We start from the raw sequence: 17,873 nt of genomic DNA, 5'->3' as shown, positions 1-17,873 counted from the left end.
GACTGCATTGTCTCGTGTCCATGGCGCTTTGACCGGGTGGGCGCAGGCTTGCCGCCGAAGATCAGTCGGACGACTTGTCGTCGACAACCGTGAATTCGGCAAAGACCGGCCAGTGATCAGAACCGTTGAAGTGTCCGAGTTCGCAGTTTTTGACCGCAAGCCCGCTCCTGACGAAAAAATGGTCGAGTTCGAGACCGATGCCCGGAACAGGGGCAAGCCATGTCGGGGTCCAACGGCTGCCGCAGACTGCCTTGCGCACCCCTGCCGTTTCCTGAAACCGTTTCAGTAGCGGTGCCCAAGAGGCGGCGTTCATGTCGCCGGCAACAAGAACAGGTCCCGGCGTCCTCGACACTTCGGATGCAAGCTTCTGAAGGATCTCCGCCTGGTGCAGATAGAAGTCACGCCTGAAAGGCGGCAGTGTGTGAACTGCAAGGACACTCACACAGGGCTCCGCCTGGATACCGCAGTAAATCGCTTTCGTAATCGCGTATGGGTTCCCGCCTACAGGGATCAGTTCAACGTTGTGCGGCGCAGTGCGCGAGAGGATAACTGCGGCGGGACGTCCACCAAGCGCCTGATGGCGCGTTCCGGCCACATGCAGCATGCCTTCAAACCGGTCGAGCAGCCCTTGGTCGGCTGGTACCGGCAGCTCCGTGAGGATCATGAGATCGAAGCCGCGGGCGCTGTTTTCCTCAACCAGATTGCCGAGCGCTGCGGCGCTGCCGAAGAGATTTGCGGTGACGACGCTGATCGCCGGTTCTGCCGCATTGGCGGTTGGGGCAAAGCGTCCGTTGTCGAAGATGCCCATGCGCATGAGAGCGACCACCGACAGGCAGATAGCCAGTGCCGCCATGTTCCAGTTCCGGAAGAAGACGAACCCTGCAGCAAATAGCAATCCGGCAAGAACGTATTGGGTCTGAAAATGAGCCAGCAGATCGACGGGCCAGCCGACTGCCGCCAGAAACGAGGCGAGAACAGCGATGGCGAAGGCCACAAACAGACAGACGAGAGTTCTGTGGAACATGCCTTGTGCCGCTCGCAAGGACAAAAATTGCCGGTGGCCGGTTTATACCGCCGGGCAAAAAAGATGCCGGCCCGTTTCCGGGGCCGGCACATTCGGGAAACAGGGGGCACGCCCCCCATTTCGGCTTTCAGGCCGTTCGCTTAGCGCGTAAGCGGCTTGTACTTGATCCGGCGCGGGTCGGCGGCATGCGCGCCAAGGCGGCGGACCTTGTCCTTTTCGTAGTCTTCGAAGTTGCCTTCGAACCATTCCACATGGCTGTCGCCTTCAAAGGCGAGCATGTGTGTGGCCAGACGGTCGAGGAACATACGATCGTGGCTGATGATAACGGCGCAGCCGGCGTAGTTTTCCAGCGCGTCTTCCAGAGCTGCCAGCGTCTCGGTGTCGAGATCGTTGGTCGGCTCATCGAGCAGCAGAACGTTGGCGCCCTTCTTCAGGACCTTGGCCAGATGCACGCGGTTGCGCTGACCGCCGGAAAGGTCGCCGACCTTGGCCTGCTGGGCAGCACCCTTGAAGTTGAAGGACGAGCAATAGGCGCGAGAGTTGATTTCCTTGTCGTCGAGGTAGATGACCTCGGCGCCGCCGGAAATTTCTTCCCAGACCGTGTTGTTCGGGTTGAGCGCATCGCGCGACTGGTCAACGTAGCCAAGGTGCACACTGTCGCCCACGACGACCTTGCCCTTGTCCGGTGTTTCCTGACCGGTGAGCATCTTGAACAGGGTCGTCTTGCCGGCGCCGTTCGGGCCGATCACGCCGACGATGCCACCGCGCGGCAGCTTGAACGACAGGTCGTCGATCAAGAGACGGTCTTCAAAGCCCTTGGAAACACCATCGACTTCGATGACGTTTGCGCCGAGACGCTCGCCAACCGGAATGAGGATCTGTTCGATGGACGGCTGACGCTCTTCCTGGGCGGTCAAGAGGTCTTCAAAGGCCCGGATACGGGCTTTCGACTTGGTCTGACGGCCTTTCGGGCTCATGCCCATCCACTCGCGCTCACGGGCGATCGCCTTGGAGCGGGCCATGTTCTCGCGGCCTTCCTGCTCCATACGCTTGGTCTTCTTTTCCAGATAGACCGAGTAGTTGCCTTCGTAAGGGATGCCCTGACCGCGGTCGAGCTCGAGAATCCAGCCCGTGACATTGTCGAGGAAGTAGCGGTCGTGGGTGATGATCAGGACGGAGCCCTTGAACTCACGCAGGTGACGCTCCAGCCAGTGAACGGTTTCAGCGTCCAGGTGGTTGGTCGGCTCATCCAGCAGCAGCAGGTCCGGCTCGGACAGCAGCAGCTTGCAGAGCGCGACGCGGCGGCGCTCACCACCGGAGAGATTGTCGACGGCTGCATCTGATGGCGGGCAGCGCAGGGCTTCCATCGCCATTTCCACCTGACTTTCCAGGTTCCACAGATCCTGCGCGTCAATCTCGTCCTGAAGCTGTGCGGCTTCCTCGGCGGTTTCGTCCGAGTAGTCCATCATCAACTCGTTGTAGCGGTCGATTTTCGCCTGCTTGTGGGCAACACCTTCCATGACGTTTTCCATCACGGTCTTGGTGTTGTCGAGCTGCGGTTCCTGCGGCAGATAGCCGACCTTCGCACCCTCGGCCGCCCAGGCCTCACCGGTATATTCCTTGTCGATACCGGCCATGATCTTCAGAAGGGTCGACTTACCCGCACCGTTCGGGCCCAGGATACCGATCTTGGCGTCCGGGTAGAACGAGAGATGGATGTTGTCGAGAACCTTCTTGTCGTTATAGGCCTTGGACAGGCCATGCATGTGATAGATGAACTGGCGCGCCATGGGGCTCCGCTTCTCCGCTTTCAAAATCTGATGGGATTCTCAGGAATTCTGCGGCGTCTTTTAGGGGAAATGGCGCCCGGGGGCAATGGGGGGATTTGCCTGAGAACGCCTCGAGAGTTCGTCTCGCAATCAGGCATTACCTGTGCAATCGCAATTAGACCTCTTCCTTGGCCAACTTCCAGCCACCCTCGCTTTGGGATAAGTGTCCTTTTCATTGGACAGTTTACGGACCGACTCCGATTACCAAAGTTTCCAGAAAGCACGCCGCCCCACTCGCGTTAAACGCCGACCGCTATATTCGGAATTGCAATTACGCCCAAGAACCTGCCCGCCCTGTCATTCCGGACAAGTGCAGCTAGGCTGCAGGCCGATCCGGAACCCAGCGTGTCAGGGTGAGCAAAGCGAATACCCAATTTGCCGCGCATGGCGCGACATATCTCTGGATTCCGGATCGGCGCTCGACACCTGTCTCACTTGTCCGGAATGACGGCGGAATACGCCGTTTCACTGATGAAGTGAGCCGAAAGCGCTTCGAGGGTGACGAAATTTGCGTACCAACTCTGCCCATTCGGCTCTTTTCTCCCCCAACCGAAGACCTTAAGGTCACCTCACCTTTCTTCATCACCCCACCGGACCTGCCATGACCTCCATCGATATTCTGATGCCCCGCCCGATGCTGCCGATCGTTCAGGAGCAGCTTGATGCCGCCTTTACGGTGCATCGGCTGTATGAGGCCGATAATCCGGAAGCGCTGCTGGCGGAAATCGGAGAGAAAATCCGCGGTGTTGCCATGGCATTCGGGCCGGTCAACGCCGAGTTGCTTGCCAAAATCCCGAACGCGGAAATCGTTTCCAGCTTTGGTGTCGGCTATGACCACGTCAACACGGACGATTGCCTGGCGGCGAAGGTGATGGTGACCCATACGCCCGATGTGCTGACGGAAGAAGTTGCCGATACGGCGGTCGGGCTGATGATCATGACCATCCGCGAATTCGGCCAGGCTGAACAGTGGCTTCGCCAGGGCAATTGGGAAAGCAAAGGACCCTACAAGCTGACCGGGGCGACCATGCAGGGGCGCACGCTCGGCATCTTTGGTCTGGGGCGCATCGGCAAGGCGATTGCCAAGCGGGCCGAAGCCTTCGGCATGAAGATCCATTACCATGGACGCAGCAAACAGGACGACGTCTCCTACCCCTATCACGCGACGCCGAAGGCGCTGGCGACGGCCTGCGACACGCTGATGGTGGTGGCGCCTGGTGGCGCGGAAACGAAACATGCGGTCAATGCAGAGGTGCTGGAAGCACTCGGGCCGGATGGCATCGTCATCAATATCGGCCGTGGCACCGTCATCGACGAGGCCGCATTGATCGCGGCCCTTGAAAACGGCACAATCTACGGTGCCGGTCTCGACGTCTTCGAGAACGAGCCGCATGTGCCCGAAGCCCTTCTGAAACTGCCAAGGGTCACCGTACTGCCGCATGTCGGTTCCGCCTCGCAGGCGACCCGCAATGCCATGGGTCAGCTCGTGGTCGACAACCTGAAAAGCTGGTTCGAAACTGGCAAGGCCATAACGCCAGTGCCGGAAATGCGCTGAGATCGAGGGCATGCCAGGGCTGCTCGGCAGCCCGATCCGATTCTTTTCCCGGCTCAGTATTTGACACGCCCGGCTTGTGCCTTAGGTTTATGGATCAAGCGCATCCTTTCTGCTTGTGATGCGCTTACCCGATAGGCGTGGATCCATCAGACCACATAAACCACGCCGGGATGCCGACTGAGGCGGCTGGTGAACCAAAAGACGAATGCGTTCAGAAGCCTACTCAACACCGGCTGTTCGCCCGGATCCGTCAGCGGGTCCAGTTTGCCTGCGGAAGTGGCCCGTTTGCTCGGGGTACCTCGCAACGGCAGAAGACGACATCCCAGGTCGCAGAAGGTGGCTGGCGACGTAACCTCCGCCAGCACCCTGGGCCGGCCCCTTCCGGGCCGGTCCGCACCGACATCTCACATGCTTGGGGAAGGCCTCAAGCCGAACCTTCTCATTCCGCTCCACCGGCCGGGCACCTGAACGGTGTAAAGGTGCTGCCCATGTTTGCACTGACGGTCATCATCGTCAGAATGTCGGCAAAGGCGAATTCGGCGGGTGTTTTCGGGCAAACGGCTTTCGCCGCGAAACACCCCCCTTCGATAAAGGCATCATGTTCGGCAACGAAACCGGGCCGCATTTGTGAACGACTGACATTTTCGAACGCCACGCGGACGATCTCCTGATAGTAGGCGCATCTTCTGGCGCGCTTTTGTTCGCGTGTTTCCTCGGCAGATGCCTGGGAGAAACCGGCTGAAACCGCGACAAGCGCCAACGGCAGGGCAAACAAGGATCTTGGAACGGACAAGGTTGTCTCCGTCAGAAGCGGCAGGACATTTCCAGAGGCAGAGGCGCCCGGGCGAATGAAGGGATCCGCCCGGACAAGAAAACTCAGTCGTGGAGACTTTCGGCAAGTGCGGCTGCGATATCGGCAATCGCCTTGTTGCGGTCGTCAAAGGAAGCGTCGGTCTGCGTGATGTAGACCGCGATCACGACGGGCTCCCGGTCGTCTGGCCAGATCACGCCGATGTTGTTGCGCGAGCCATTGGCCCCTGCCCCGGTCTTGTCGGCGACCGGCCATTCTTCCGGCAGCCCGGCACGCAGGGTCGCGTTGCCCACCTTGTTGTCCAGCAGCCAGCCTGTCAGCTGGGCTCTGGCGGTGGACGAAAGGGCATTGCCCAGAACCAGTTTCTGCAACGTGGCAACTGCCGCTGCCGGGGTGGTGGTGTCACGGGCATCGCCCGGGCGGCCTTCATTGAGACCCGGCTCCGTCCGGTCCAGCCGGGTGATGGTGTCGCCAATACCCCGAAGGTAATCCGTCAGTCCTTCCGGCCCACCGACAGCCTCCAGCACGAGATTGGCCGCCGCATTGTCGCTGATCGCAACGGCCGCTTCACACAGTTCCAGATAGGTCATTCCTCCGGAGCCGACCTTTTTCTCGGTAACCGGCGAATAGGAGACGAGGTCTTGCGAGCGGATCTTCACGCGGCGTTCCGGCTGAACCTCACCCTGCTCGCCCTTTTCCAGAAGGGCCGCACACAGAAAGGCCTTGAAGGTGCTGTTGAGCGGAAAACGCTCGTCGGCGCGGTGGGTCCAGGTCTTGCCGGTTTCCGTATCCAGCACCGCAACCCCGATCCGGGCAGACAGTCGGCTCTCGGCACCGGTGACGGTTTTCTCAAGTGGTGCGGGATCGAACCCGGCGGCGTGTGCCAATCCGGAAATTGCCGGAAACCCGGCAAAAAGGGCAAGGGAAAGCGTCAACGCGCTACGGCGTGTCCAGAGTTTCATCTTCAACTCCAATGATGAATACAAACAGCCCGAACCGGTGTGGTGTGTCGCCCCCCCGCACCATTCGTCTTCGGGACACCGCGACAGTGCCGCTGCCTCAGATATAACGCAAATGATGAATACTGAGGTTAGACATGAGTAAAACTTGGCCTAAGTTGGATCCGGATGGACGTCTCGAAACTTCCGCTCAATGCCTTGAGAGCTTTTGAAGCCTCTGCAAGGCTCTGCAGCTTTACACGCGCCGGCCTGGAACTGCGAGTATCGCAGACTGCCGTCAGCCACCAGGTGAAGGCGCTGGAGGACGTGTTGCAGGTGTCGCTGTTCGAGCGCCTTCCGCGCGGCGTTGCCCTGACGGATGAAGGACTGGCGCTGCTACCTGTACTGAGCGATGCCTTCCGGCGGATGAGCGATGCGCTCAGCCGGTTTGAGGATGGCAACTACCGGGAGGTGCTGACGGTCGGCGCCGTCGCCACTTTCGCGACCGGCTGGCTGTTGCCCCGCCTTTCCGGCTTTGCCAGGGCCCATCCGCAGATCGATCTGCGGCTGAAAACCAACAACAACCGCGCGGATATTCTGGCAGATGGTCTCGACTGTTTCCTGCGCTTCGGCGACGGGGCCTGGCATGCCACCAACGCGGTCAAGCTGATGGACGCCCCGCTGTCGCCTATCTGTTCACCTGGAATCGCTGCCCGGTTGTCCGAACCGGCAGACCTTGTGAACGAGCCCCTGCTGAGATCCTACAGGTTGGATGAATGGGCCATGTGGTTCCAGGCAGCGAAACTGCCGCCACCACGGGCGCGTGGCTGGATGTTCGACAGTTCTCTTGCGATGGTTGAAGCCGTCACGCAGGGCGCAGGCGTCGCACTGGTGCCGACAGCGATGTTCAGCCGCCCCCTCGCGTCCGGCGCGATCGTGCAGCCTTTCCAGACCAGCGTCTTGACGGGAAGCTACTGGCTGACCTGGCTGAAGTCGCGGGAGGAGACCAGCGCCATGCAGAAGTTCCGCTTGTGGATGCTGGAGACAGTTACGGAGTAAATGGAGGCAATCGCCCACCTCAAGGTTTTCGACCCTTCACCATTTCGCGTTTGCCGGCGAAGCCTTCAGCCTTTTCAATCTCGAACCCGGCAGCCTGAAGATTGCGGCGAACCCAGCCGGCAGCCGTGTAAGTTGCCAGTGTTCCGCCATGGGCCGTCAGGTCAGCCGCCACCTTCAGAAGGTCCGCGTCCCAGAGCTCCGGATTGCGAGCCGGACTGAAACCGTCGAGAAACCAGGCATCAATGGGGGCAATTGCCGGTTCTCCTCCCTCGCCCTCACCTGCCATTCCGGCGTTCAGCTCACCGATCAGCTCACGCGCATCGCCAATGCCGATCTGGAGGTTGGCTCCGGCAATTTTCAGGCTGTTCCAACCCGGCTCAGGCGACCAGGCCTGCAGCAGCTCTTCTGCCAGCGGGGCCAGTTCGGGAAAGGCCGCGAGTGCCCGTGCCAGTTGCTCTCCCGTCATCGGGAACAGTTCGAAGGTCAGGAAGGTCAGTTCCGGCCGGTTGGTCCTTTCCTGCCATGCCGCAAGGGTGGTGAGGAAATTGAGGCCTGTCCCGAAGCCGAACTCTGCAATTGTGAAACGCTCGCAGCCATCGAACCGGCCAGGCAAGCCATTTCCTTGCAGAAACACGTGACGCGTTTCCGCAAGCCCCCCAGCCTTGGAAAAATACGTGTCGTTGAAGCCTTCAGCCCGGGGCACATCGCCCTGCAGCCATTCCAGATCCGGTGCCTTGATCGACATGATCTTCAGGTTTCCTTCGGGTCGCACCCATCAGCCTTTGCCATTTGCAACGCGTTCTCATAAGAGAGCCGGCAGGATCAATCAATCTCAAAGGACCCCGCCCCATGGCAGCAACCGACGCCGAAACTTTCGATGTTGCCATTGCCGGAGCCGGTATTTTCGGTCTCGCTGTTGCCCGGGCAGCGATCGAGGCCGGGCTGAAGGTGGTTGTTCTGGAGAAAAGCCACGTTGGCGCCGGGTCCAGTGGAGGTGTGCTGGGGGCGTTGATGCCGCACATGCCGGCACGCTGGAACCCCAAGAAGGAATTCCAGTTCCAGGCCCTGCTGTGTCTGGAAGACCGCATCCGCCAACTGGAAAGCCAAACAGGGCTTTCCTGCGGCTATCACCGCTGTGGACGCATCCTGCCGCTGACGACAACCGACAAGCTGGAGCACCATCTGGAGCGAGCGGAAGAAAGCAAGCTGCGCTGGCAACCTCAGGAAACCGGCTTTTCCTATGTGGTTGAACCTGCCGGAAGCCGGTCTGACTGGCTGGACGCAAATGCCGCTCCCTTCGGCATCGTCTATGAAACCCTTGCCGCGCGGATCTCCCCGAGGGCTTATCTGGCAAGCCTTGCCAGCTTCGTCCGCCAGAACGGCAGCCTGCGGGAAGGCGTTGAAGCGGTCGGTTATGAGGATGCAACACAGACCGTCCTGCTCGCCGACGGACACGCCCCCGTCAAGACACGGCAATTCGTCGTTTCAGGAGGATTTGCGGCTTTCGACCTGATCGAGACGCTGACCGGCGAACGCATCGGACGTGGTGAGAAAGGCCAGGCCCTTGTGCTGGAGGGCAAGGGACTGGAAGACAGGCCAGCGATCTATTGCGACGGGCTTTACGTCGTGCCGCATGACGACGGCACCGTCGCCATTGGCAGCACATCCGACCGCGAATTCGAAGACGCTGCCCCCTCTCCAGCCCGTTCAGCCGAACTGCTGGAACGCGCCACCGCCTTTTGTACGCAATTGAAGGGCCGCGAGGTTCTTTCCGACTGGGCCGGTATCCGCCCCCGCAATCACAGGCGGGACCCGCTGGCTGGAAAACTGCCTGGCTTTGACACCGCCTTCGCGGCAACAGGCGGCTTCAAGATATCCTTCGGCATTGCACATCTGATAGCGGATGCCCTGGTGGCGGAGATGACTGGCAGAGAACCTGTTGTTCCTCTGCCAGAGACATTCCGCCCGGCGCACCACTTCGGCAGCGGCAGACTGGACGCAGATCGCTAAAGGAACTCACGGTTACGCATGCGCCGACTGCAGAAGCCGACGGCGCGCATGCAATGAAGAGTTGTATATGCGATTGCAGATGATGTGACATGACCGCGAACTTGACGCGGTTCGTTCAATCACAATCGGTTTACGCACCTGCTGCCTAGATGGCAGCAACCACCGCGTAAAGACCGTAAAGGCTGAGCGAAATCGTCCCCCAGAACAGGAGATTTTTCGCCACCAAAAATGGCAAATTCATAGACCCACCCTGATGAGCTGCATAGTCAGCCTGCTTCCTCCTCTCCACCCCAGAGGATTCAACTTCGGTTCCGGCTGTAGCTGCTCTCGCCATTTCGGCAATCCTTGAACGACTTAACCAATGGCCATCTGGAACCCATTTCCATCGGCCACACACAGTACCGTTTACGTCGTAAATGGTTAAAACCCGTTTAAGATTAACATGAATCTTTTCTTAATTTACAGCACAATGAAATTGTTGATATGCACAAATTATGGCCCGGCCCGCGCAGCTCTTGCGCGTCCCTCCCTGCCGGTCTTGTTTGATCCGACCTGAAGGAAGCCCTGCAGCATGAGCCTTGACAGCGTACGCAACCACCTTGCCAGTGCCGCCCCCGAACTTGAAGTCATCGTGACGGAAGACAGCAGTGCCACGGTCGACCTTGCCGCCAAGGCACATGGGGTCGAGCCCGGTCAGATTGCCAAGACGCTGTCGTTTCAGCTCAAGGACAAGATCTTTCTGGTGGTTGCCCGCGGCGATGCCCGCATGGACAACAAGAAAGCGAAAGCAACCTTTGGTGGCAAGGTGAAGATGCTGGGCCTTGATGAAGTGGAAACGCTGACGGGACACCCCGTCGGCGGCGTATGCCCTTTCGGCCTTGCCCAGCCGTTGCCTGTCTACTGTGATGTCTCGCTGAAGGAATATGACGTGGTCATTCCCGCCGCCGGCGCGACCAATGCCGCTGTCAGGATACCGCCGGAGCGCATGGCGGAAATTACCGGTGCGGAATGGGTGGATGTCTGCCAGCCGCCGCAGGATGCGTCGCAGCAGGCATAAGAGCCACATGAAGCCAGACATTCGCCCGGTGTCTGCCAGGCGTTACGCCCGGTAATAGTCCCGGTACCATTCGACGAACCTGGCAACGCCTTCCTGCACTGTGGTCTTCGGGCGGTACCCCGTGAGGCTTTGCAGCAGATCCGCATTGGCCCATGTCGCCGGAACATCTCCGGCCTGGATAGGCATGAGATTGCGTTCGGCGGTCCGGCCCGTAGCTGCCTCAATGGCTTCGATGAACTCGGTCAGCTGAACGCAGGTCGAGTTGCCGATGTTGACCACTCGCCAGGGAGCAACCGGCGAAAGGCTGTCGCCTTCCTTCACCCCTTCTCCCTCGGCCGGGCGAACAGGCACTGCGTCCATCAGCAGCCGGATGCCTTCGACGAGATCTTCCACATAGGTGAAGTCCCGTTTCATGTCGCCGTAGTTATAGACGTCGATCGGCTTGCCTTCGAGGATCGCCTTGGTGAACTTGAAGAGAGCCATGTCGGGCCGTCCCCAGGGACCGTAGACGGTGAAGAAGCGGAACATCGTCACCGGAAGGTCGTAGAGATGGGCATAGGAATGCGCCATCGACTCTGTTGCCTTCTTGGTCGCCGCGTAGAACGACATCTGGTGGTCGGCCTTGTCGGTCTCCGCATAGGGCATTTCGGTGTTGGCGCCATAGGCGGACGACGTGGACGCCAGCAGCATGTGTTCCGGCGGGAAGGCCCTGGCTGCCTCGAGCAGCTCGAACGTTCCGCAGATATTGCTTTCCAGGTAGGAACGCGGCGCTTCGATGGAGTAGCGGACACCGGCCTGCGCTGCCAGATGAATGACAAAATCCGGCCGCTCCGTACGGAACAGGGACATCAGAAGGTCCGGCGCCTCAACGCGGTCGTTCACCGGCTTGAAATGCTCGTTCTGCATCAGCATCTGCTGCCGGCGTTCCTTCAGCCGGACATCATAGTAATCCGTCATGGCATCGAGGCCGATCACCCGAAAGCCGTCCTTCAGCAGTCGGGTACATAGGTAAAAGCCGATAAACCCGGCAGAGCCGGTCACCAGAACGGTTTTCATGATTTGCCCAAAGCCTTTCGATCAAAAATTCATTTTACAAAACGCGTAAGTAGGTCAGCCAAGTTATTAAAAGGCTTCGAAGGTTCGGGCAATGGCGAAGTCTGTCCGAACCCTCTTGGCCTCCTGGAACCGCGACACTTACAGACGCCACAACACCTAGTACAAAATGGATTACCGCGGCGTGACACGCCCACAGAGCTTCTGAAAAACGACCGGTTCCCAAACGAAATTCCAGCTGGTCTGGCCGGAATATCGCATCGGCCCCACAAACGAAAAAGCCACCCGCGTCCTTGCAACGCGGATGGCTGATTTTCGAATGCCTGGGCAGGTCATCAGCCTGGCAAGGTCACCTTCGGCCTCTTGTCAGATGCCGCCGCCGTCGACGGAGAAGCTGTTCAGGAACCCGCGCTTGCGCAGATATTCAACGATCTCCTCGGCAACTTCTTCCGGTTCCCGACCGACGTTGCGAATATGAAGTTCCGGATTTTCCGGCGCTTCATAGGGGCTGTCGATACCGGTGAAGTTCTTGATCTCGCCCCGGTCGGCCTTGGCATAAAGGCCCTTCGGGTCGCGTTTGCGGCATTCCTCGATGGGCGTATCGACAAAGACCTCGATGAACTCACCGTCTTCCAGGAGATCGCGCGCCATCTGACGCTCCGAGCGGAACGGCGAGATGAAGGATACCAGCGTGATCATGCCCGCATCCGCAAAGAGCTTGGCCACCTCGCCGACGCGGCGGATGTTTTCCACCCGGTCGGCATCGGTAAAGCCCAGGTCCTTGTTGAGGCCATGGCGGACGTTGTCGCCGTCGAGCGTATAGGTGTGCCGTCCGTCGACATGCAGTTTCTTTTCGACGATCGACGCGATGGTCGACTTGCCGGACCCGGAGAGGCCGGTGAACCAAAGGACTGCCGGCTTCTGACCGAGTTTTTCAGACCGGGCGTTCTTGTCGACGTCGAGGGCCTGCCAGTGAATGTTGCTTGCCCGGCGCAGTGCGAACCAGACCATGCCCGCACCAACCGTCGAGTTGCTCATCCGGTCGATCAGGATGAAGGAACCGGTCGTGTGGTTGGCCTCATAGGGATCGAACGGCACCGCGGAGGACAGTGAGAAATTGCAGAACGCGATTTCATTCAATGCCAGCGTCTTGCCGGCCACATGCTCGAACGTATTGACGTTGATCTTGTGCTTGATCTCGGAGACCGTCGCCGTCACCGTGCGAGTGCCGATCTTCAGGAGATAGGGCCTGCCCGGCAGCAACGGCTCGTCCGACATCCAGATGACGTGGGCGGCAAACTGATCGGCAACATCCGGGCGATGTGCGGTCGAGGTCAGAAGATCGCCGCGGGAGATGTCGATTTCATCTTCCAGCGAAATGGTGACTGCCTCGCCGGCCCGGGCGGAGCTGACTTCGCCGCTTGCGCCGATGATCGACTTTACTTTGGACTGCTTTGCCGGACCGGCAACCACCAGTTCGTCGCCAACCGACACCTGGCCGCTGGCGACCGTACCGGAATAGCCGCGGAAATCGAGGTTGGGCCGGTTGACCCACTGCACCGGGAAGCGGAACGGGGCTTCCAGCACATGCTCGCCCACCTGAACCGTCTCCAGGTGCTCCAGCAGGGTCGGTCCGGAATACCAGTCCATCTTGTCGCTGCGCCCGGTGACGTTGTCGCCATAGCGCGCCGACATCGGAATTGCCTGCAGGGTTTCGAAATCGAAGCCGTTGGCAAAGACCTCGAATTCCTTGCGGATTTCCTCAAATCGTTCCTGGGAATAGCCGACAAGGTCGATCTTGTTGATCGCCAGCACGACGTGACGGATGCCCAGCAGCGACGCGATGAACGCGTGGCGGCGGGTCTGGACCATCAGGCCGTTGCGGGCATCAACCAGCAGCACGGCAAGGTCGGCGGTGGAAGCGCCGGTGGCCATGTTGCGGGTGTATTGTTCGTGGCCCGGGGTATCGGCAACGATGAACTTGCGCTTTTCGGTCGCAAAGAACCGGTAGGCAACGTCGATGGTGATGCCCTGCTCGCGCTCGGCCTCAAGACCGTCGACCAGCAGTGCCAGATCGATGTCCTCGCCCACGGTGCCATGCTTTCTGGAATCGCGTTCCAGCGCGGCCAACTGGTCTTCGAAGATCAGCTTGGTGTCGTAAAGCAGGCGGCCGATCAGGGTCGACTTGCCATCGTCAACGGAACCGCAGGTCAGGAAGCGGAGCTGGTCCTTGCTTTCCTGTGCCAGGATATATTCGGTGACGGCTGTCTCTGCAGCTTCCTGTATGTTCTCGATCGTCATCTTAGAAATATCCTTCCCGCTTCTTCTTCTCCATCGACGCACTTTCATCCTTGTCGATGAGGCGGCCCTGGCGTTCGGATGTACGGGCAATCAGCATTTCGCGGACAATGGCGGGCAGCGTATCGGCATCCGATTCAATGGCGCCGGTCAGCGGGTAGCAGCCGAGCGTGCGGAAGCGAACCATCTTTTCCTCGATCTCTTCACCGGGCTGCAGTTTCATGCGGTCGTCGTCAACCATGATCAGCATGCCGTCGCGGTTCACGACCGGGCGCTTTGCAGCGAAATAGAGCGGCACCATCGGGATGTCTTCCGTCAGGATGTACTGCCAGATATCCAGCTCGGTCCAGTTGGACAGCGGAAACGCACGGATGCTCTCGCCCTTTGCCACACGGGCATTGTAGAGGTTCCACAGTTCCGGCCGCTGGTTCTTGGGGTCCCAGCCGTGATTGGAATTGCGGAAGGAGAAGACGCGTTCCTTGGCGCGCGACTTTTCCTCGTCCCGGCGCGCGCCGCCGAAGGCGGCATCGAAGCCGTATTTGTTCAGCGCCTGTTTCAGCGCCTCGGTCTTCATGATGTGCGTATGAACCGAGGAGCCATGGGAAAACGGGCCGATATTCTTTTCAAGCCCTTCCGGGTTGGTATGGACGATCAGGTCCATGCCGAGACGCGCGGCGGTCTCGTCCCTAAAGGTGATCATGTCCCGGAACTTCCAGGTCGTATCCACATGCAGCAGCGGAAACGGCGGCTTGGACGGATAGAATGCCTTCATCGCCAGGTGCAGCATGACGCCGGAGTCCTTGCCGATGGAATAGAGCATCACCGGATTGGAGAATTCGGCCGCGACTTCGCGGATGATGTGGATGCTTTCTGCTTCCAGCCGCTTCAGATTGCTGAGGCGCTCGGGCGAGATCCCGTGAGATTGCATGTTCATGTTCGCTTTTCCGTTTGGCCGGCGAACCGGCCGTATCAATCGTTCGGCACGGGCCAACCGCCCGCGCAATTTTGCAAATCGTCAGGCAGCGGGTGCGACATCCCGCAGGAGGTTCCTGCACCCGGCTGCCAGAAAAAACGGGTTCCGCAGGTCGTCCTTGCGGGCGTTCTCCGGCACCCGGTAGACAAAGTCCTCGCCGGTTGAAGCCAGAACGACCGCCCCGCCGGCGGCGCGTACAACTGCATCACCGGCGGCAATGTCCCATTGCATCGTGGGCGCAAGACGGGGATAGAAATCGGCCCGGCCGGCGGCCACCCAGCACAGCTTCAGCGACGAGCCGACGTTAAGCTGTTCGGCGACACTCAGCCGTGAAATCAGGGCAGAGGTTTCTTCCGAAAGATGAGAGCGGCTGGCGAGCACGCTGATGCCGTCCACCGGCGGCGTGCGAACGGAGATAGGCGCAACATCGCTGATGCCGCCGTTCGCGATGGTTCCCTTGAAGGCCCTGGTTTCGGTTTTGCCGTTTTCCCGGAATTCCCCACCCCAATAGATCTCTTCGAGGGCTGGTGCGGAAACCACGCCGAACACCGGGCGGCCATCCTCGATCAGGGCGATGTTGACGGTGAACTCACCGTTCTTCTTCAGGAATTCCTTGGTTCCGTCGAGCGGGTCGACCAGGAAATACCGCGCACCTGCCGCAGGCAGCTTGCCGGCTTCGACCGCTTCTTCGGCCACCACCGGAATGTCGGGGAACTTTTCCGCAAGGCCCGCGAGAATGATTTCCTCGGCTGCCGCGTCGGCCTTGGTCACCGGAGACCCGTCGACCTTGTTCTCAACCTCGAAAGGTTCCGCGTAGATTTTGAGGATTTCCTCTCCAGCCCTCAGGGCCAGCAGGTTCAAGAAAGATATCTGGTCTTCAGTCATCGATGCCTCAATTCGCGCCGGGAAATATTGCCCCCCGCGCTGTCCGCCCGCGTGGCTGTCCCGTAAATAGAAAGGTACAGTGTATCAATTCAAGGAATGGTGTTCCACGTTTTCGCCTGAATACAAAAAGCTCAGGTTTCTCTGACCCTCGCAAGGGAGCTTTTGTTGCTCCCAACATGGTCCTATGCCGGGCTTTACCTGACTGATCCATACGTGGATTCACCGATTGGCAAGGGCTTTGCGCCTAAACTTACCCCAAATGGGGGTTAAAGTGCCCTTGGACACCATGAGAATGCGAGAAACCCATGTCGGACGCCAAACCATTTCCGCACGCACCCGCGGATGAGAGCGCCAGCGAACAGATGCCGCGGGAGCGGCGGGCACGCGTGTTCAAGAAAGGCAAGATGGTCTTTCAAAACGGGCTGAGATCCATTCCCTGCATGGTGCGCAACATCTCCGAAGGCGGCGCTTTGCTGGAATTCGAGCAGGCCTACATGCTGCCCAAGGAATTCGACCTTCATATCGACCTGGAAGACTATGAAGTCACCTGCGAACGCCGCTGGGAGGAAGGCCTTCGCTGCGGCGTCCAGTTCATCGGCGAGAAACGGCATGTTGCTGCGCAGCGCGCGCAGGTGCTGAAAAGCTCCGAAGAAGCTCTGAGAAGCGAACTCGACGAGCGCCGCGACAGCCCGGACAACTTTTTCCAACGCCGCCACCAGGATGAACCGCATGCCGACGAGCGCACCTCCGTGCGCCGCACCCGTCAGGACGCAAGTGCCGGCGCCGGCAAGCCGACCTTCGGCAAGAGGCGCTGATACGCTGCGCGCGGCGAAATACGTCAGATGCCCTTTCTCTTCGCGGTGCTCGACAGACAGCCAGCAAGTGCACCCTGCCGCCCGAGGCAGAATGCCGGCTTCCACACCAGCGCTCAAAATTCCTGGATATGATCCGCCTCCCCGTCGTACCCTTTGAAGATCACGCCAAGGCGTGTTTCGAACCCGGATCATGACCAGGAAACAGCCCGTGGCGACCACCCTCTACGACATAAGCGTGCCAACCTTCCTGCAAACGGCACGCGCCGTCAGCGGGTTTCTTCAAAAGGCGGCAACCCATAGCCAGCAGACAGGCACCGATCCGGACGACTTCGCGACCGCGCGGCTTTATCCGGACATGGCTCAGTTCTGGTTTCAGATCGAGTGCGTCGACAATTTTTCCGTCTGGGGCCTGGAAGCAATGAGAACGGGTGCCTTCACCCCTCCGCCGCTTGTCGGACCAGCTCCATATGCGGATCTGCAGGACCGGATCGCGCAGACAGTGACACGCTTGGAGGCCTATACGCCTGCCGAGGTAAACGACTGGTCGGGCCGGCCTCTCGACCTTGATCTGGTTCACATCAGCCCTCGGCCGACGCCCCTGACATCGGAGACCTTTCTCCTGTCCTTCCTGCTGCCGAACTTTCATTTCCACGCCGTCACCGCCTACGACATCCTGCGCACGCGCGGCGTGCCCATCGGCAAGCGCGACTATGAAGGCCAGTTGCGGACGAGGCCGGACTGACGGCCTTTCCCCTCCCCCTCACCCTTGCCCTCCCCCTCACCGGCTGAAACGAACAGGCGGGCCAACTGGAAAGCCGCGCAGGCCATTCATCCAGTTTCAGGGCCGTTTTCATGACACCTGCGCAAACAGATATGGCCCACCGGGCAAAACCCGGCAGGCCATATCGTCAGCAGAGGTTCAAAACCTCTCAGGCCGCCTGGCGTTCACGCTCCAGCGTCCGCACGGTGGCCGGGCGTTCGCTGCACCGCTTCACCCAGTCACGGATCGCCTCGTTGTCCGGCAACATGTCCGGCAGCCACAGAAACGGACCGCTGCACAACAGGTCGACGGCCGAATAGGTTTCACCCAGCAGGTAAGGCTGCTTTTCCAGCGTTTCCGCCAGCCGCGCGACCATCGTGTCGAAATCGCGCAGGCTCGCCTCCACGGCCGGATGCGTAAACTGGGCGAATTTCAGGATGATGACCGGCTCCATCACGCCCTGATAGTAGAACAGCCAGGACAGATAGTCCCCGCGCCCCGGCTGGCCTTCGATCGGCCCAAGCCCGGCTTCGGGAAACTTGTCGGTGAGATAAAGCATGATCGCGCCGCGCTCGCGGATCCCCTCGGCACCATCCACCAGGTAGGGCACCTTCTTTTCCGGATGCGGGTTGGATGCATCCGGCCCGCCCGAGCCATCCTGCCGGCGAACCGTCACTTCCTTCACCTCGACGTCGGCGCCCAGCTCTTCGATCAGGGTCACGATCGCCGAAGACCGGCTGTTGGGAGAATGGTAAAGCGTCAACATGGGAAAGCTCCTTTTCTTTGTGATGCCAGAGGTATAGCTT

Annotated in this window: 16 protein-coding genes; 6 read left to right on the top strand and 10 right to left on the bottom strand. The window is 59.9% G+C overall.

Translation table 11 applies throughout. The annotated features are described in order from the left end of the window. Positions 1-61: 61 nt before the first annotated feature. Positions 62-1,024 carry an endonuclease/exonuclease/phosphatase family protein gene (locus tag J7447_RS03520; RefSeq protein WP_209168754.1) on the bottom strand — a complete coding sequence of 321 codons (963 nt, stop codon included), beginning with the start codon at positions 1,022-1,024 and terminating at the stop codon, positions 62-64. A 140-nt stretch (positions 1,025-1,164) separates the two neighbouring features. Beyond that, positions 1,165-2,814, bottom strand: a complete 1,650-nt coding sequence (gene ettA / locus J7447_RS03515) for an energy-dependent translational throttle protein EttA (protein ID WP_062489499.1) — start codon at positions 2,812-2,814, stop codon at positions 1,165-1,167. Between the two features lie 640 nt (positions 2,815-3,454). Here ettA and J7447_RS03510 point away from each other — a divergent pair. Then, on the top strand, positions 3,455-4,408 hold the full coding sequence (locus J7447_RS03510) for a 2-hydroxyacid dehydrogenase (RefSeq protein WP_209168753.1): 954 nt from the start codon (positions 3,455-3,457) through the stop codon (positions 4,406-4,408). A 439-nt stretch (positions 4,409-4,847) separates the two neighbouring features. On the opposite strand, the gene J7447_RS03505 is transcribed toward J7447_RS03510, so the two are convergent. Then, on the bottom strand, positions 4,848-5,201 hold the full coding sequence (locus J7447_RS03505) for a hypothetical protein (protein ID WP_209168752.1): 354 nt from the start codon (positions 5,199-5,201) through the stop codon (positions 4,848-4,850). Positions 5,202-5,284: 83 nt separating this feature from the next. Next, positions 5,285-6,181 (bottom strand): class A beta-lactamase, encoded by an 897-nt coding sequence (gene bla, locus J7447_RS03500; protein WP_075283858.1) that lies wholly within the window; start codon positions 6,179-6,181, stop codon positions 5,285-5,287. 165 nt (positions 6,182-6,346) lie between these two features. On the opposite strand from bla, the gene J7447_RS03495 reads away from it, so the two are divergent. Then, entirely contained in the window at positions 6,347-7,216 is an 870-nt protein-coding gene (locus tag J7447_RS03495; protein WP_152507168.1) for a LysR family transcriptional regulator, read from the top strand. A gap of 19 nt (positions 7,217-7,235) precedes the next feature. On the opposite strand, the gene mnmD is transcribed toward J7447_RS03495, so the two are convergent. Then, positions 7,236-7,961 (bottom strand): tRNA (5-methylaminomethyl-2-thiouridine)(34)-methyltransferase MnmD, encoded by a 726-nt coding sequence (gene mnmD, locus J7447_RS03490; RefSeq protein ID WP_209168751.1) that lies wholly within the window; start codon positions 7,959-7,961, stop codon positions 7,236-7,238. A gap of 104 nt (positions 7,962-8,065) precedes the next feature. Here mnmD and J7447_RS03485 point away from each other — a divergent pair, with 104 nt between their 5' ends. Continuing rightward, a complete protein-coding gene (locus J7447_RS03485) occupies positions 8,066-9,226 on the top strand; it encodes an FAD-dependent oxidoreductase (RefSeq protein ID WP_209168750.1) in 1,161 nt (386 codons plus the stop codon). A 571-nt stretch (positions 9,227-9,797) separates the two neighbouring features. Then, complete coding sequence (locus tag J7447_RS03480; protein ID WP_209168749.1) at positions 9,798-10,283, top strand: YbaK/EbsC family protein; 486 nt, start codon at positions 9,798-9,800, stop codon at positions 10,281-10,283. 42 nt (positions 10,284-10,325) lie between these two features. Here the strand turns inward: J7447_RS03480 and J7447_RS03475 are convergent, their stop codons facing one another. The 4 genes from J7447_RS03475 to cysQ form a co-directional block, all read right to left on the bottom strand. Beyond that, positions 10,326-11,339, bottom strand: a complete 1,014-nt coding sequence (locus tag J7447_RS03475) for an NAD-dependent epimerase/dehydratase family protein (protein WP_152507172.1) — start codon at positions 11,337-11,339, stop codon at positions 10,326-10,328. 363 nt (positions 11,340-11,702) lie between these two features. Further along, positions 11,703-13,637, bottom strand: coding sequence for a sulfate adenylyltransferase subunit CysN (gene cysN, locus J7447_RS03470; RefSeq protein ID WP_209168748.1), 1,935 nt, complete (start codon positions 13,635-13,637; stop codon positions 11,703-11,705). A gap of 1 nt (position 13,638) precedes the next feature. Next, positions 13,639-14,568, bottom strand: coding sequence for a sulfate adenylyltransferase subunit CysD (cysD, locus tag J7447_RS03465; protein WP_022997880.1), 930 nt, complete (start codon positions 14,566-14,568; stop codon positions 13,639-13,641). 81 nt (positions 14,569-14,649) lie between these two features. Further along, on the bottom strand, positions 14,650-15,492 hold the full coding sequence (cysQ, locus tag J7447_RS03460; RefSeq protein ID WP_077290419.1) for a 3'(2'),5'-bisphosphate nucleotidase CysQ: 843 nt from the start codon (positions 15,490-15,492) through the stop codon (positions 14,650-14,652). 305 nt (positions 15,493-15,797) lie between these two features. Between cysQ and J7447_RS03455 the strand changes: the two genes are divergently transcribed. Continuing rightward, positions 15,798-16,307 (top strand): PilZ domain-containing protein, encoded by a 510-nt coding sequence (locus J7447_RS03455; protein WP_075283851.1) that lies wholly within the window; start codon positions 15,798-15,800, stop codon positions 16,305-16,307. A 208-nt stretch (positions 16,308-16,515) separates the two neighbouring features. Then, on the top strand, positions 16,516-17,049 hold the full coding sequence (locus J7447_RS03450; RefSeq protein WP_209168747.1) for a DUF1993 domain-containing protein: 534 nt from the start codon (positions 16,516-16,518) through the stop codon (positions 17,047-17,049). Positions 17,050-17,236: 187 nt separating this feature from the next. Here J7447_RS03450 and J7447_RS03445 read toward each other — a convergent pair whose 3' ends face one another. Then, complete coding sequence (locus J7447_RS03445) at positions 17,237-17,833, bottom strand: glutathione S-transferase family protein (RefSeq protein ID WP_152507175.1); 597 nt, start codon at positions 17,831-17,833, stop codon at positions 17,237-17,239. Positions 17,834-17,873: the final 40 nt, after the last annotated feature.

This window comes from Labrenzia sp. R5_0, assembly GCF_017743835.1.
GTDB classification, from domain to species: Bacteria; Pseudomonadota; Alphaproteobacteria; order Rhizobiales; family Stappiaceae; genus Roseibium; species Roseibium algicola.
This window is presented reverse-complemented; position numbering and strand designations above follow the sequence as displayed.

What these genes read in the sequence shown, in the direction of transcription:
- J7447_RS03510 (WP_209168753.1), top strand. Translation starts at nt 3,455, where the DNA reads ATGACCTCCATCGATATTCTGATGCCCCGCCCGATGCTGCCGATCGTT.
- ettA (WP_062489499.1), bottom strand. Translation starts at nt 2,814, where the DNA reads ATGGCGCGCCAGTTCATCTATCACATGCATGGCCTGTCCAAGGCCTAT.
- J7447_RS03455 (WP_075283851.1), top strand. Translation starts at nt 15,798, where the DNA reads ATGTCGGACGCCAAACCATTTCCGCACGCACCCGCGGATGAGAGCGCC.
- cysN (WP_209168748.1), bottom strand. Translation starts at nt 13,637, where the DNA reads ATGACGATCGAGAACATACAGGAAGCTGCAGAGACAGCCGTCACCGAA.
- J7447_RS03475 (WP_152507172.1), bottom strand. Translation starts at nt 11,339, where the DNA reads ATGAAAACCGTTCTGGTGACCGGCTCTGCCGGGTTTATCGGCTTTTAC.
- bla (WP_075283858.1), bottom strand. Translation starts at nt 6,181, where the DNA reads ATGAAACTCTGGACACGCCGTAGCGCGTTGACGCTTTCCCTTGCCCTT.
- J7447_RS03445 (WP_152507175.1), bottom strand. Translation starts at nt 17,833, where the DNA reads ATGTTGACGCTTTACCATTCTCCCAACAGCCGGTCTTCGGCGATCGTG.
- J7447_RS03495 (WP_152507168.1), top strand. Translation starts at nt 6,347, where the DNA reads ATGGACGTCTCGAAACTTCCGCTCAATGCCTTGAGAGCTTTTGAAGCC.
- cysQ (WP_077290419.1), bottom strand. Translation starts at nt 15,492, where the DNA reads ATGACTGAAGACCAGATATCTTTCTTGAACCTGCTGGCCCTGAGGGCT.
- J7447_RS03520 (WP_209168754.1), bottom strand. Translation starts at nt 1,024, where the DNA reads ATGTTCCACAGAACTCTCGTCTGTCTGTTTGTGGCCTTCGCCATCGCT.
- mnmD (WP_209168751.1), bottom strand. Translation starts at nt 7,961, where the DNA reads ATGTCGATCAAGGCACCGGATCTGGAATGGCTGCAGGGCGATGTGCCC.
- J7447_RS03480 (WP_209168749.1), top strand. Translation starts at nt 9,798, where the DNA reads ATGAGCCTTGACAGCGTACGCAACCACCTTGCCAGTGCCGCCCCCGAA.
- J7447_RS03485 (WP_209168750.1), top strand. Translation starts at nt 8,066, where the DNA reads ATGGCAGCAACCGACGCCGAAACTTTCGATGTTGCCATTGCCGGAGCC.
- cysD (WP_022997880.1), bottom strand. Translation starts at nt 14,568, where the DNA reads ATGAACATGCAATCTCACGGGATCTCGCCCGAGCGCCTCAGCAATCTG.